This is a genomic window from Bradyrhizobium sp. CCBAU 45384 (assembly GCF_028128665.1).
In the GTDB taxonomy this organism is placed as follows: Bacteria; Pseudomonadota; Alphaproteobacteria; order Rhizobiales; family Xanthobacteraceae; genus Bradyrhizobium; species Bradyrhizobium manausense.
In genome coordinates this window covers 141309-155305 of record NZ_LBIZ01000119.1, presented here as the reverse complement: position 1 = coordinate 155305, position 13997 = coordinate 141309, and the positions used below count along the sequence as shown (strand labels likewise).

At 63.0% G+C, this 13997-nt stretch carries 10 protein-coding genes; 4 read left to right on the top strand and 6 right to left on the bottom strand.

What is annotated here, in order from left to right:
• Positions 1-75: 75 nt before the first annotated feature.
• Together XH80_RS37200 and XH80_RS37195 are read left to right on the top strand one after the other, a co-directional pair.
• Positions 76-888 carry an FkbM family methyltransferase gene (locus XH80_RS37200; RefSeq protein ID WP_271602913.1) on the top strand — a complete coding sequence of 271 codons (813 nt, stop codon included), beginning with the start codon at positions 76-78 and terminating at the stop codon, positions 886-888.
• A gap of 227 nt (positions 889-1115) precedes the next feature.
• Complete coding sequence (locus XH80_RS37195; protein WP_271602912.1) at positions 1116-1385, top strand: hypothetical protein; 270 nt, start codon at positions 1116-1118, stop codon at positions 1383-1385.
• 185 nt (positions 1386-1570) lie between these two features.
• On the opposite strand, the gene XH80_RS37190 is transcribed toward XH80_RS37195, so the two are convergent.
• Positions 1571-2071 (bottom strand): ParB N-terminal domain-containing protein, encoded by a 501-nt coding sequence (locus tag XH80_RS37190; RefSeq protein ID WP_271603320.1) that lies wholly within the window; start codon positions 2069-2071, stop codon positions 1571-1573.
• A 379-nt stretch (positions 2072-2450) separates the two neighbouring features.
• Here XH80_RS37190 and XH80_RS37185 point away from each other — a divergent pair, with 379 nt between their 5' ends.
• The gene (locus XH80_RS37185; protein ID WP_220003390.1) at positions 2451-2744 is read left to right on the top strand and encodes an HdeA/HdeB family chaperone; all 294 of its coding nucleotides are present in this window, start codon (positions 2451-2453) and stop codon (positions 2742-2744) included.
• A 686-nt stretch (positions 2745-3430) separates the two neighbouring features.
• Here XH80_RS37185 and XH80_RS37180 read toward each other — a convergent pair.
• The 3 genes from XH80_RS37180 to XH80_RS37170 all read right to left on the bottom strand — a co-directional run bounded on the left by XH80_RS37180 (position 3431) and on the right by XH80_RS37170 (position 9472).
• Positions 3431-4438 (bottom strand): hypothetical protein, encoded by a 1008-nt coding sequence (locus tag XH80_RS37180; protein ID WP_333968916.1) that lies wholly within the window; start codon positions 4436-4438, stop codon positions 3431-3433.
• A gap of 290 nt (positions 4439-4728) precedes the next feature.
• Entirely contained in the window at positions 4729-5568 is an 840-nt protein-coding gene (locus tag XH80_RS37175) for an NYN domain-containing protein (RefSeq protein ID WP_271602910.1), read from the bottom strand.
• Positions 5569-5707: 139 nt separating this feature from the next.
• Entirely contained in the window at positions 5708-9472 is a 3765-nt protein-coding gene (locus XH80_RS37170; protein ID WP_271602909.1) for a vitamin B12-dependent ribonucleotide reductase, read from the bottom strand.
• A 768-nt stretch (positions 9473-10240) separates the two neighbouring features.
• Between XH80_RS37170 and XH80_RS37165 the strand changes: the two genes are divergently transcribed.
• A complete protein-coding gene (locus XH80_RS37165) occupies positions 10241-11137 on the top strand; it encodes a DMT family transporter (protein WP_271602908.1) in 897 nt (298 codons plus the stop codon).
• 79 nt (positions 11138-11216) lie between these two features.
• Here the strand turns inward: XH80_RS37165 and XH80_RS37160 are convergent, their stop codons facing one another.
• Together XH80_RS37160 and XH80_RS37155 are read right to left on the bottom strand one after the other, a co-directional pair.
• Positions 11217-13457 (bottom strand): CHASE3 domain-containing protein, encoded by a 2241-nt coding sequence (locus tag XH80_RS37160; protein WP_271602907.1) that lies wholly within the window; start codon positions 13455-13457, stop codon positions 11217-11219.
• On the bottom strand, positions 13454-13867 hold the full coding sequence (locus XH80_RS37155; RefSeq protein ID WP_271602906.1) for a response regulator: 414 nt from the start codon (positions 13865-13867) through the stop codon (positions 13454-13456). The genes XH80_RS37160 and XH80_RS37155 overlap by 4 nt, the downstream gene beginning before the upstream one ends.
• Positions 13868-13997: the final 130 nt, after the last annotated feature.

Sequence of the window (13997 nt, the reverse complement as noted above, 5' to 3'; positions counted from 1 at the left end):
TGCTATCGGGGCAAGCCTGGCATAAGCACTCCTTGCAATAACGGCATCCGCACTCATCTTGAGGAGATTCTGCAAATGCCGATCGCGGGGCAAAAGCTGGCCTTTGTCATGGCCTCGTCCAACCACGGCACCATGATCGTCAACCGCTTCGACTATCGCATGGTCGGCCCTGACCGCGGTTACGGCGTCGGCTATCAGATCCTGGAAGCGGCGGCGTTCGATCCCGGCGAGGTCAAGATCGCGCTGGAGCTTTTGGCGTTGCGGCGCAAGCACCATGGCGACGGCCTCATCGCCATCGACTGCGGCGCCAATATCGGCGTGCACACGATCGAATGGGCATCCGCCATGACCGGCTGGGGCTCGGTGATCGCGATCGAGGCGCAGGAGCGGATCTACTATGCGCTGGCCGGCAACATCGCCATCAACAACTGCTTCAATGCGCTGGCGGTGCACGCGGCGGTGTCGTCGGAGGCAGGCACGATGCAGGTGCCGAACCCGAACTATTTCACGCCGTCGAGCTTCGGCAGCCTGGAGCTGCGCCCGCGCCCCAGCAATGAATTCATCGGTCAGCCGATCGACTACACCAATAACACGGTCCTGGTGCGCAAGATGTCGCTGGACGAGCTCAATTTGCCGCGGGTCGATTTCATCAAGATCGACATCGAGGGCATGGAGATGGAGGCGCTCGCCGGGGCGCGCGAGACGATCAAGAGCTATCGCCCGATCCTGCTGATCGAGAAGATCAAGACGGATCTGAAGCAGCTCGAGCAATGGCTCGTGGACGTCGGCTACCAGCTGATGACGCTCGGCATCAACATTCTCGCCATCCATCAGAGCGATCCGTGCCTGAAGGAGATCAATGCCAGCCCGCAAACCCGCGCGGCTTGAGGGAAGGCGAGGGTCTGGCCGAGCTGCGAATAGGGTGGGCAAAGCGTCCGCCGAAGCTCGCAGAGCGCAGGCGGAGGCGTGCCCGCGCATTTGATGTGACCGAGGGAGATCGTGGGCACGGCGCGAGGGCGCCTTTGCCCACCCTACGGCACTTCGTTCAGCCGCGATGAATTGACTTGCCTTGGCTGGCGTCCTTGCGCACTCTCCGCAGCAAAGGAGATCAACGCATGAAGATCGTGACTGTCGCATGTGCGCTCGGAACGGCGCTGGTGCTGCTTGGGGCGTCCGGCGCGGAAGCCCGCACACGGAAGGTCGTCGCCGTTCCGCAGGAACGGCTCATCGTGACGGCGCCCGTGCTGAGGCCGACGCCGTGGGACTACAATGTCGTGCCGCGCTATCGCTATCGGCCCGAAGACGACAAGGTCGATCCGTATGGTCCGCCGTTTGTGCCGTCCTATGTTCGCTATGAGGGATGGCGTTGGCCGTATTGGTGGTAGGCCGCCGCGCGAACAGTCTCGTAGGGTGGGCAAAGCCACCGGGGCGCGCGAATGCGCGCCCGATGACAGGCTCCGCGTGCCCACGAATTTGATGTGACCGAGAGAGATCGTGGGCACGGCGCTTTGCGCCTTTGCCCACCCTACGGCACTGGATGAATTGGCTGACATGAGCGGGCGGCCGGCCATCAATAGCGGCCGCCGCTGCTCTTTTGCTGCGTGATCCAGTCCGACAATGTTTTCGGTGGTGATTTCGCAGTCCGGCTGGGTGCTTTCGCAGTATCCCGGACGCCGTTGGTCGGACGGGCGCGCGGCGCTTTCGTTTCATGGACGCGCTTCGACGCTTCCGCAGCCTCCCGCTCGAGGCGCAGCTGCTTCAATCGCGCCATCTTGAGGCGTTCTGCCTCGACTTCGGGTCGTTCGGACAACAGCTTTCTGTGTTGCGCCAGCTCGGGGGGAACCACGACACCGAGGATGGTGGTCTCGCCGAGCGCCTTGCAGGCCTCCAGCCGATGCAATCCCTCGACCAGGACGAGGCGGTCTCCCTCGGTCCGGACGGAGATGGGGGCCTGCTGCCCGATGTCCAACATGCTTTCCGCGATCTCTGCGACGACCTCGGGCTTGATCTCTTTCTTCCGCTTCGTCGGAACGAAGATCTTCTCGATCGGGAAGCTTTCCGGCTTGGACATAGCTTCTCCTCCGCGCGTCTGACCGGTTCCGTTGCAAATCCGGTGGGATGGGAGTTGTAGAGGTGAAACGTGCCGTCGCAAAGGCTTTTCGAGAGGCGGGGATGCCGGAATAGCACGCGCGAACTTCGTGCGCATGAAGGTGACAGCGCGTAGGGTGGGGTTAGCCGTGCGATTGCGCGAAGCGCAGATCGCGCGGCGTAACCCACCGATCTTGTCTCTGCGGGGAATAAAGAGGTGGGTTACGCCGAGCAGAAGCGCTGCGCGCATCTGCAGGGGTAAGCCACCCTACGCGCTTCGCTGAAGGATGGCTCGTTGATCTGAATCAAGACGATGGCGGGACAGGACGTGAACCTCGCGGCATCAGTCGAGAGGAGAGATCATGTTTTTGTCAAAAGCGACCTTCGCCGCAATTCCAACCGTGGTCCTGATGGTCGCGCAGGCCGATGCCCAGGTGACGATCGATGTTTCCAAGATCAGCTGCGATCAATATCTCACCCAGCGCATCACCCATACGCGGACCGTGAACGTCTGGCTGGCCGGCTTCGACGCGGGTCGCCAGAACAACCCGGTCGTCGACGTGCAGGCCGTGGAGCGAAACGGCAACAAGCTCGCGCGGTTCTGCGAATCTCATCGCGATATGCCGCTGATGGACGCGGTTGGGGCTGCGAAATAGGAGAGAGTGTCGCATCGCGCCGACGGGAGCCGCTTCGCTCAACCGCGCCGCAAAAAAGTCGCACCGCAGATGTGAATTACGCCACAGACGGCGGCCGTCCGGTCTGTTTATCTGCCGCCAACAGGCCTCTCATGCGCGCATTTGGCATTGCGCACCTGACGCCATCGCATTTCGAAATTTTGGGGTGATCGCCATGGGCGTTTTTTATCGCACGGCCATGCTTTGCAACTGGTTCATCGAGTCCACCATGAGCGGGTGTACCGAGAGATTTCGCGTGCGCTGAACAGAGCGCACAGAGATTTTCCCGAGGGCCCCGCCGGTGACGGACGGGGCTTTTTCATATTTGCAATTTGCCCACGTCCGCCCGGCGGAGCCTTCGCGAGAAGGAGGCAGGGTCATGTGGCAGTATTTTGGACCCGATTTCGCTTTCGACGTGGTCAAAGGAGTGGTCGCCGGAATAGCCTCTTTGGCCTTTCAGGTCGTGGCCCCGCGGACCTTTCGTGCCGCAAAGCAGTTTCGCGCGCGCTGGGTTGCGAGGAGAGCGGCGAGGCAAGCTGCACGACAGGCGCGTCGAGATGTGGTGGCGAATGATGAGGGGTGAGGAGCAGAAAGCCCGGGTGGAGCGTGAGCGACATCCGGGCTGTACGGCGTTCTCGCCGCCGTGCGCAATCACGCGCCCTGCGGGCTCACCAATACGGATCGCCGTAGTCCATATAGGGCGGGGGCATCCAGGGTCCTCGCGGCGGAGGCCTCGGCCGCCGGGGTGGCGCAGCTTGCACGTGCGGACGTGCAGGTGCAGCCGCCTCGTTGTTCATCACGCTCCGCATGGCGGGTTTCGTGGGTGCAGATGCGGATGAAGACGTCACTTGCGTTTGCAGCTGCGTTTGTAGCGCCTGGACCTGCGCAGCGAGGCGCGCATTTTCAGCCGCGTCCTTCTCCTGCGCCGCCTTGAGCGGCTGAATGGTGTCGGCCTGCTCGCGCAGCGCCTGCTCGTTGCGGCTCCTCAGTTGCTCGAGCTTTCCATTGATGCTCGCAAGCTCGCCTGTGATGGTCTTGAGCGATTGCCCGAGATCGGACGACGACTGGTCAGGCGCTGTGGTGCCGGTTTTTGAAGCGTCAGGACTTTGAGCTTCAGGTCTTGAAGCGCTTTCCGTTTCCTTGCCGACTGGCGGCGCGGGGATCGAAGTCGGATGATCCGCAGCAGCCAGTAGCACGGCCGGCGGCTGCGCCGGACTTTCAACCGCGGCTGCCTGCTGGGGCTGGCTTGTGGCTGGCGGAACCCACCGCGCCACGATCGACTTGCTGATCGATTTGGCCTCATCGCGATACTGCGAAGCGAAGGCGGCACCGAGGATGCCGATCGCGAGCACGAGGCCAACCAAAGCACGCAGCATCGGCCGATCTCCCTTCAGGCCGCGCGCGCGAACGTTGCTGTCGGTCGCCCCGTACTTGGGAGCCACGTACTGGGAAGTCTCGGCCGCTTTCGCACCGGCACTTACCGGCGAGGCTCGCGGACCGTCGTGTTCCATTCCCGAAACCAGCCGGTCCAGCCGCGCAAGATCTTCCCCGGCGCTCTTGATCTGATCAAGGGCCCGCGCCAGCCCATCGGCCCGCGCCTCGTTCGGCTTGGGGGCGTCAGGCTTTTGGGTCTCAGTTTTTTCGCTGTCAGGCTTGGGGTCGTTCGCTTCAGGCACCGATGCGCGCTCCATCCAGTCGGGTCAATGGGAGTGCGGCAGTCCGATCGCTGCAAGGATAGGCCTCGCCGTCGTCCAACACAACGCGCGGGCAAAGGAGAAATTATGGCCGGGCGGAGGTGGGTCGGGGTGGAGGTGGGTCGGGGTGGATCGAGGCCCAACGGCGAACTGTAGCGCGTAGGGTGAGTTAGCCGAAGGCGTAACCCACCAACTTTGATCCGCTCGGAAAGCAAAGAGGTGGGTTACGCTGCGCTAACCCACCCTACGGGCTGTCACCGTGTTCCTGTGGGTTATCGGTTCAATTGATCCAAGTAGACACGCTTACCGACGCGGGCCTCAAAGTCAGCAACGATATGTTCCCATCGGTCGGAGCGCATCAAGCTCAGAGGATTGTGTGCCATGGCGCGACCGACGAACGGCTTATCGTCGTCCTGGTAAATATGGAAGTCTAGCCCTTCGTAGTTGCCGACTATGAATAGCTTCTGAGGATTCACGTCGGTCCAAGCGATGTTCCACTCGACGTAGCTATCCCTTGATTGGTGGTGCATCCACTGCAATATCTTGAATGGATTGACCGGTACTACGACATCAGCCAGTGCCATTAGTTCGCTGGATGTCTCGGCTGGATAGCAGTGCAAATGCACGGCTACCGGCGTATCGCGCAACGCTTCAAAAAGCGGAAAGAAGTCCAGGTCCTTGGTCATGATGTGGGCTTCGGACATGTGCCCTGACGTCGCATGTTTGAAAACGTCAATTGCGAGTAAGATGTCGACGCCTTTTTGACGTAGCGTCTTATTTTGCCCCCGCGTCAGACCCTCTCGAACGTGCATAAATGGCGTGCGATTGACCAGCTCGAATTGTTCTCGCTTGCGTCTTACTCGTCGTTCGTATTCCTCATCAGATTCATTTTCCTTTTGGGCTGGCAGAGCATCGTAGTAAAAGGTTCTTTGATGTCCGCCGGCGATTGCGCGGTAGTCGATTTTGTTGCGACTGAGGTCCATTGCGAAATATTCGGAAGTCTTCCGAATCATTGCGTCGATAAAGCCTCCATCAACAAATGCATATTTTGTCACGGCCAATACATTCCTCGATCCACCGCCTCCACGCGCTCCAAGTGTCCCGAAGCTCATTTTGGTCCTCGTTCAAAATAGTTGACGATGGAAAACTATAAGTTGCAGTACGAGAATGAAGAAAGGGCGGTCTCGCGACCGCCCTTTGAGATGCTTGAGCAAAGTCGGGCTCAGCGATCCTAGCGAGCGCGAGCTCCCCTCACGAACACCCCGTCGTACTTCCGCACGTATCGCACTTCATACAGGTCCCATTCCGCACCAGCGTGAAGTTGCCGCACTCTGAGCACATCTCGCCCTCGTAGCCCTTGGCCTTGGCTTCGGCACGGCGCTCGGCCTTGGTGGGGGCGGCGGTCGCGGCGCTGCCGGCCTTGCTCCATTGCAGGGCCTCGAGCTTCTCGGTGGGCGAGAGGTCGTGGCTGGCTTCCTGCTTCAGGGCGACGGCGCCTTCGATGGCGTCGCCGACGCGGGAGGCGCCGTGGGCCAGCGCCGTGATCTTGCTGCCGCCTGACGGAGCGCTGTCGTTGCCTTGGGCGATCGCGGCGCTGCCGCCGCGCATCACGACGAGGTTGTCGGTCCGCGAGCGGGTGAGGCCGCGCGACACCAGCTTGGTGGCGTGGTGGCCGCCGTCCTCGTCGGGCTCCTTGCCTTCCTCGACGCCCTTGCCGAGCGCGTCAAAGCCGGTCTCGTTGGGATCGACATGGGCGAGGTCGAAGCGAGAAAGGTAGCTCACCGCGAGCTCGCGGAAGACGTAGTCGAGGATCGAGGTCGCGTATTTGATGCTGTCGTTGCCCTGCACGGGGCCCGCCGGCTCGAAGCGGGTGAAGGTGAAGGCGTCGACATATTCATCGAGCGGCACGCCATATTGCAGACCGAGGGAGACCGCGATCGCAAAATTGTTGATGAAGGAGCGGAGCGCGGCGCCTTCCTTGTGCATGTCGATGAAGATCTCGCCGAGACGGCCGTCGTCATATTCGCCGGTGCGCAAGTACACCTTGTGGCCGCCGACGACAGCCTTCTGGGTGTAACCCTTGCGGCGGTCCGGCATCTTCTCGCGCTCGCGCATCACGATGATGCGCTCGACCAGCTTCTCGACGATCTTTTCCGAGACCTGGGCGGCGCGCGCCGCCATCGGCTTCTCGTAGAGATGGTCGACCGCATCGTCCTCGTCCTCGTCGTCGCTGATGAGCTGCGAGTTGAGCGGCTGGCTGAGCTTGGAGCCGTCGCGATAGAGCGCGTTGGCTTTAAGTGCGAGCTTCCACGACAGCATGTAGGCGGACTTGCAGTCCTCCACCGTGGCGTCGTTCGGCATGTTGATGGTCTTGGAGATCGCACCCGAGATGAAGGGCTGCGCCGCCGCCATCATGCGGATGTGGCTCTCGACCGACAGATAGCGCTTGCCGATCTTGCCACAGGGATTGGCGCAGTCGAACACCGGATAGTGCTCGGCCTTGAGGTGCGGAGCACCTTCGACCGTCATCGCGCCGCAGATGTGGACGTTGGCCGCCTCGATCTCGCGCTTGGTGAAGCCGACGGCCTGGAGCAGGTCGAAGCCGGGGGCCGCAATGGCTTCAGCACCGATGCCGAGCTGGTCACGGATGAAATCCTCGCCAAAGGTCCACTTGTTGAAGGCGAACTTGATGTCGAAGGCGGTCGGCAGCGCCTTCTCGACCTTGGCGATGGCTTCATCGGTGAAGCCCTTTGCCTTGAGGGTCGAGGCGTTGATGCCGGGCGAATTGGACAGCGAGCCATGGCCGACGGCGTAGGCTTCGATCTCCGCGATCTCGCTCTCGCGATAGCCGAGCGCGCGCAGCGCCGCGGGCACTGCACGGTTGATGATCTTGAAGTAGCCGCCGCCGGCGAGCTTCTTGAATTTCACCAGCGCGAAGTCGGGCTCGATGCCGGTGGTGTCGCAATCCATGACGAGGCCGATCGTGCCTGTCGGCGCGATCACAGTGGTCTGGGCGTTGCGATAGCCGTTGATTTCGCCGAGCTCGAGCGCCGCATCCCAGGCCGCCTTGGCATGGGCGACGATGTCTGCCTGCGGGCACGAAGCGTGGTCGAGCGGCACCGGGTTGACGCTGAGCGCCTCATAGCCGCTGGCCTCACCATGCGCGGCGCGGCGGTGGTTGCGGATCACGCGCAGCATGTGCGCGGCGTTCTTCTTGTAGCCGGGGAAGGTGCCGAGCTCGGCCGCCATCTCGGCTGAGGTCTTATAGGTGATGCCGGTCATCACGGCGGTCAGCGCGCCGCAGAGCGCACGGCCTTCCTTGCTGTCATAGGACAGGCCCATGGTCATCAAGAGGCCGCCGATATTGGCATAGCCGAGGCCGAGCGTGCGGAACTCGTAGGAGAGCTCGGCGATCGCCTTCGACGGGAACTGCGCCATCATCACGGAGATTTCGAGCACGATGGTCCAGAGCTGGCAGAGGTGCTCGTAGCCCTTCACGTCGAACTGTTTTGTCGTCGTGTTGTAGAAGGTCAAGAGGTTGGCGGACGCCAGGTTACAGGCGGTGTCGTCCAGGAACATGTATTCCGAGCACGGGTTCGACGCGCGGATGTCGCCTGACGCCTTGCAGGTGTGCCAGTCGTTCATGGTGGTGTTGAAGTGCAGGCCCGGGTCGGCCGACGCCCAGGCGGCGTAGCCGATCTTTTCCCAGAGGTCGCGTGCCTTCAGCGTCTTCGTCACCTTCTTCGAGGTGCGGGCGTTGAGATTCCAGTCGCCGTCGGTCTCGACGGCGCGCAGGAAATCGTCCTTCAGCGAGACCGAGTTGTTGGAGTTCTGGCCCGACACCGTGAGGTAGGCTTCGCTGTCCCAGTCGGTGTCGTAGGTGTCGAACTGGATGTCCTTGTAGCCTTGCTTGGCGAACTGGATGACGCGCTTGATGTAATTGTCAGGCACCAGCGAGCGGCGAGCCAATTTAATCTCGCGGCGCAGGGCAGGGTTCTTCTCGGGGTCGAAGCAATCGTCGCCCGAGCCTTCGCAGTTGACGCAGGCCTTCAGCACCGCCTTGAGGTGCTTCTGGTTAATCTTGGAGCCGGTGACCAGCGCAGCAACCTTCTGCTCCTCCTTCACCTTCCAGTCGATATAGGTCTCGATGTCGGGGTGGTCGACGTCGACCACGACCATCTTGGCGGCTCTGCGCGTGGTGCCGCCGCTCTTGATGGCGCCGGCGGCGCGGTCGCCGATCTTGAGGAAGCTCATCAGGCCGGACGAGCGGCCGCCGCCGGACAGCTTTTCGCCTTCGCCGCGCAGGCGCGAGAAGTTGGAGCCGGTGCCGGAGCCATATTTGAACAGGCGGGCTTCGCGGACCCAGAGGTCCATGATGCCGCCCTCGTTGACGAGGTCGTCACCGACGCCCTGGATGAAGCAGGCGTGCGGCTGCGGATGCTCGTAGGCGGACTTGGACTTGGTCAGCTTAGCCGTGAAGGGGTCGACGTAATAATGGCCCTGGCCGGGGCCGTCGATGCCATAGGCCCAATGCAGACCGGTGTTGAACCATTGCGGCGAGTTCGGCGCCACCATCTGCATGGCGAGCATGTAGCGGAGCTCGTCGTAGAAGGCCTGCGCGTCTTCGTCGGAGGAGAAATAGCCGCCCTTCCAGCCCCAATAGGTCCAGCAGCCGGCGAGGCGGTCGAACACCTGCTTTGACGAGAGCTCGCTGACATAGCGCTCCTTCTCGGGGAGAGACGCCAGCGCCTCGGTGTCGGGCACGGAGCGCCACAGGAAGGAGGGGACGGATTCCTCCTCGACCTTCTTCAGGCGGGCGGCAACGCCGGCTTTGCGGAAATACTTCTGGGCGAGCACGTCGGAGGCGACCTGCGACCATGCGGCCGGGACCTCGACGCCGTCCATTTTGAACACGACCGAGCCGTCGGGATTCCGGATCTCCGACGTGGTGAGGCGGAATTCGATTCCCGCATAAGGTGACTGTCCCGAGATGGTGTGGCGCCGCTCAATCCGCATGGTCTTGCCCCGTCCTTAATCTTGAGCCGGATCCGCCTCTCGTTGAAGGCGGCCGGCTCGACATTTCATTTCGCGTTTCCTTCAGGGCCGCATCGGCCCTTGGGCACCGCAGTTCAGCCGGTGGATCCGGCCCAGTTTCTCCCGACGTGACTCCTCGATGCGCGCACCGATCATCCGCCGGCATGCCCAGGCCCATCCGCCCCAAAGGGATGAGCCCGACATGCGTTCAAACGCCCCACAACGTCACAACGTCTACTGATGCCATCCGAGCCTGTTGCCGGCCCGTTCTGGCGCCCGAAAATCCGCCTTCCAAGGGCAGACAAGCCCTCATCCCGCTGCCTTCGTCTGGCTTGGCGGAGTGCAGTTGTGCGGACCCTTTGGGGGAGTGCCGGCGGGACGCAAACTCACTCGCGCCGAACGGTCCGAAAGCTAGGACTCTCCAAAGCGCCCGTCAAGAACTAGTGCGAGTTCCTGAATCAAATACTAAATATGGTGGATTGCGGGGGATAACAGGGGGCAGGCCCGTGCCTGTTGTGGAGGCAAGTATCGGTGAGTCCTCAGGGATTCCCAACCGAAAAAATTTGCATCCCGCGCTGATCCGGACCCTTCATCCCGCTGTTCACAGGGCAGGTATATTTTTCGGGACCGGGATTGCGTCAGCGGGACTCACGTAGTGGTACGGAAGCTGAGGGCAGGCATGCCCGCCGCGGTGGTGGTCGCGGCCGCGAATCCGCGCCAAGCTGAGCGCTGATTTGCCGGACTGCCCACATGCTTGATTCGACTCGCCGGGATGCGCGACCGCGCATCGCCCCGGCCGGCCTGATGTTCCTCGCCATCACCTCGATCGGCTGGGGATTCAATTGGCCTGTTACCAAATTCCTGATCGGCGAGCTGCCGCCGCTCACCTTGCGCGGCGTCACCGGCGTGCTCGGCGCCGCGCTGCTGGCGCTGCTGGCGCTGGTGCGCGGCGACAGCCTGAAGGTCGCGCCCGCGATCTGGCCACGGCTGCTGACGGCCGCGCTCCTCAACGTCACCGGCTGGATGGTGCTGATGGGGCTGGCGCTGCTCTGGCTGCCGGCCAGCGAGGCGGCGCTGATCGCCTACACCATGCCGGTCTGGGCCTCGCTGATCGCCTGGCCCGTGCTCGGCGAGCGGCCGACATTGCTGCGCACGCTGGGGCTGGTGATGGCCTTTGCCGGCCTTGCCTCGATCATGGGCGGCAACGGCATTGCCGCCAGCGCCGAGAAGCTGCCCGGCATCATCATGGCGCTGTCAGGCGCGCTCGGCTTTGCAATCGGCACGGTGTTCTCGAAGAAGTACCCGATCCATTTGCCGCCGATCACGGCTGCGGCCTGGCAGATCGGCATCGGCTGCCTGCCGATCTCGATCATCGGCTTACTCGTCGAGACCTCGCATCTGGACAAGGTGACGCCGGTTGGCTGGTGGCTGCTGGTCTATTCGACCGTGGTGCAGTTCTGCATCGCCTATGTCAGCTGGTTCGCAGCGCTGGCGCGCCTGCCGGCCTCGGTGGCGGCGATCGGGACGATGGCGGTGCCTGTGATCGGCGTGGTGGCGTCGGCGATCGCGCTGCACGAGCCGCTCGGATCAGGGCAGATCGCCGGGCTGATCTTCACGCTCGCCGCGGTGCTGCTGGCGACGCGCTAGGCTTTTTGTTCGAGCATGATCTCCGCGCAAACGCGTTCCGCTGATGTCGCGAGGGAAAACCGCTGCACACTTTTCCGGATCATGCTCCCAGCGCCTTCCGGATCATCTCCGCGAGCTGGTTGCGCCGATAGGGCTTGGTCAGCAGCATCACGCCGTCATCCAACTTGCCGTGATGGACGATGGCGTTGTCGGTGTAGCCGGAGGTGTAGAGCACCCTCACACCAGGCCGACGTCTGGCCACTTCGTCGGCAAGTTCGCGGCCGCTCATGCCGCCGGGGATGACGACGTCGGTAAAGAGCAGGTCGAAGGCCTGGCCGGCGTCGATCAGCTCCAGCGCCGCCTTGCCGTCGGCGGCGGCGACGGTCTTGTAGCCGAGGCTCTGGAGCTGGGCGGTGACGAAGGTGCGCACCAGATTGTCGTCCTCGACGACAAAGATGGTCTCGGCGCCGCCTTCAGCCTGCGGCACGCTCACGCCGGCCGCTTCTGCGATGCCCTGGCCAGGCGGCAGATAGAGCTTGATCGTGGTGCCGTGGCCTTCCTCGCTGTAGATCTTGATGTGGCCGCCGGACTGCTTGACGAAACCGTAGACCATGGAGAGGCCGAGGCCGGAGCCCTTGCCGATCTCCTTGGTGGTGAAGAACGGCTCGAACGCGTTGTCCTGCACGCTCTGCGGCATGCCGGTGCCGGTGTCGCTGACGGCGAGCATGACGTAGGGGCCGGGCGTGACGTCCGCATTGGCCTGCGCATAGGCCTCGTCCAGCACGACGTGATGGGTCTCGAGCAGCAGCTTGCCGCCGTTCGGCATGGCGTCGCGGGCGTTGATCGCCATGTTGAGCACGGCATTGGTGAGGCGGGACGGATCGATGTGCGAGGTCATCGGTCCCTTTTCGAGCACGGTCTCGATCTGGATCTGCTCGCCGAGGGTCGGGCGCAGCAATTTTGCGATGTCGGTGATGGCGGCGTTGATCTCGACATCGCGCGGCTGCAGCGGCTGCTTGCGCGCGAAGGCCAGCAAATGCTGGATCAGGTCGGCGCAGCGCGCGGCGGCATCGTCGATCAGGCGCGCGGTGCGCTGCAGCTCGGGCTGATCCTTCAGCCCTGTCACCAGCGTCTCGGTATTGCCCGAGATCACGGTCAGCATGTTGTTGAAGTCGTGCGCGACGCCGCCGGTCAGCTTGCCGATCGAATCGAGCTTCTGCGACTGATACAGCTGCCGCTCGGTTTCGCGCGAGGCGGTCGCATCGTGATAGACCAGCACCGCGCCGGAGATGTTGCCTTGGCCGTCGCGCATCGGCCGGCCGCTGATCATCAGGTGGCGCGTGCCGTTGCCGCTGTGCGGGCGGACGATCATCTCGAGATCTTCGAACTCCTCGCCGCGCAGCACGCGCACCGATGGCAGCTCGTCGGACTTCAGCGGCGTGACGCCGTCGCCGTGGAACACGTCGGACAGCGCGCGCAGATTGCCGAGGTTCGTGCCGGCCCGATGCAGCAGCATGCGCTCGGCCGCCGGATTGGACAGCAGCACGGTGCCTTCCTTGTCGATCACCAGCACCGCCTCCGCCATGCTGCGGAACGTGCTCTGCAGCACGTTGACCGACAGACGCAATTCGTCGTGAGCGATGACGAGGTGCTCGGTGCGTTCGGCAACGGCGGCCTCGAGCGCCTCCTTGGCCGCTTGCGTCTGATCGAGCGAGCTTTGAAGTTGTACGGTGGCACGCTGGCTTTCGCGCATCACCATCACGACCAGCAACAGGATCACCAGGGCGCCGGCGACGTCGATGCCGAGCAGCACGGTGCCGGTGCGGCGCGAAGCCTGCGATCGCTCGTTGAGCAACCGTTCTTCCCCTGAACTCAGGCGGTCGAGATTGCCCATCACCATGTCCATCAGGCTGCGGCCTTCGCCCTTGCTCTGGAGCGCGGCGATGCCGTCGCTGTCATTGGCGGTGCGCAGGCGCATGGCCTCCGCGGCGATGTCGAGCCGGCGCAGCGCTAGCGGCTCGGTGCTCTCGAGCAGCGCGAGCTGATCCGGATTGTCGCGCCTGTTGCGCTTGAGGTCGGCAAGGGCAGGCGCGATCCGGGCACGCACCGTCTGGAATTCGTCGTTGAAGCTTGAACTCCGGTAGATCTCGTAGCCGCGCGCGGCGCTTTCGGCACGGCGGAGCAGGATACGCAGATCCGAGACCTTCTTCAGCACCTCGACGGTACGGTTGACCTGGGCGGCGTCCGACCGCGACTTGACATCGAGACCGATCGAGGCGGCGGTGATGAGCAGGAGAACGGCAAGTCCAGCACCGAGAATGACGCGCTGCGAGGGGATCAAGGGGCCTCTTTCTGGTCCTTTGGCGGCGCGCTCTCGCCGAGGCATTCCCGGATCGTGGCCAGCAGCGCTTCGGGCGTGAATGGCTTGCGTAGGCAGCGCGTCGCCCCGAGCTCCAGCGCCATGCGCAGGAAGTCCGGGGAGGGCGAGGCGGATGAGGCGAAGGCGTAGCCCGACATGGCGATCAACGGAATCGCCGGCGCGCGTTCGTGGAAGATACGGATCGATTCAAAGCCGCGCATATGCGGCATGAAGATATCAACCAACATCACGTCAAACGTCTGCGCTTCCAGCGCAGCAAGTCCCGTTTCGCCACCGTCAGTCAACGTGACGTCGAAGCCCTGGCGCTGGAGGAGGACCTCGATGGTCGCGCCGACCATCGGATCGTCATCGACCACGAGAATACGCGGCATGACCTTTCCCAGTAGATCGAAGTCCCCACAGCGACTGGTGATATAGGCGAATCGTACGTCGGGTCAATTTTGGATTGGACCGAAAGATATGCACGGAGCAATGCATAGCGCCCTGCGAGTTCCCGATGCC

Excerpts from the sequence above, each read along its gene's own strand:
- XH80_RS37200 (WP_271602913.1), top strand. The coding sequence starts at position 76 with ATGCCGATCGCGGGGCAAAAGCTGGCCTTTGTCATGGCCTCGTCCAAC.
- XH80_RS37195 (WP_271602912.1), top strand. The coding sequence starts at position 1,116 with ATGAAGATCGTGACTGTCGCATGTGCGCTCGGAACGGCGCTGGTGCTG.
- XH80_RS37190 (WP_271603320.1), bottom strand. The coding sequence starts at position 2,071 with ATGTCCAAGCCGGAAAGCTTCCCGATCGAGAAGATCTTCGTTCCGACG.
- XH80_RS37185 (WP_220003390.1), top strand. The coding sequence starts at position 2,451 with ATGTTTTTGTCAAAAGCGACCTTCGCCGCAATTCCAACCGTGGTCCTG.
- XH80_RS37175 (WP_271602910.1), bottom strand. The coding sequence starts at position 5,568 with ATGAGCTTCGGGACACTTGGAGCGCGTGGAGGCGGTGGATCGAGGAAT.
- XH80_RS37170 (WP_271602909.1), bottom strand. The coding sequence starts at position 9,472 with ATGCGGATTGAGCGGCGCCACACCATCTCGGGACAGTCACCTTATGCG.
- XH80_RS37165 (WP_271602908.1), top strand. The coding sequence starts at position 10,241 with ATGCTTGATTCGACTCGCCGGGATGCGCGACCGCGCATCGCCCCGGCC.
- XH80_RS37155 (WP_271602906.1), bottom strand. The coding sequence starts at position 13,867 with ATGCCGCGTATTCTCGTGGTCGATGACGATCCGATGGTCGGCGCGACC.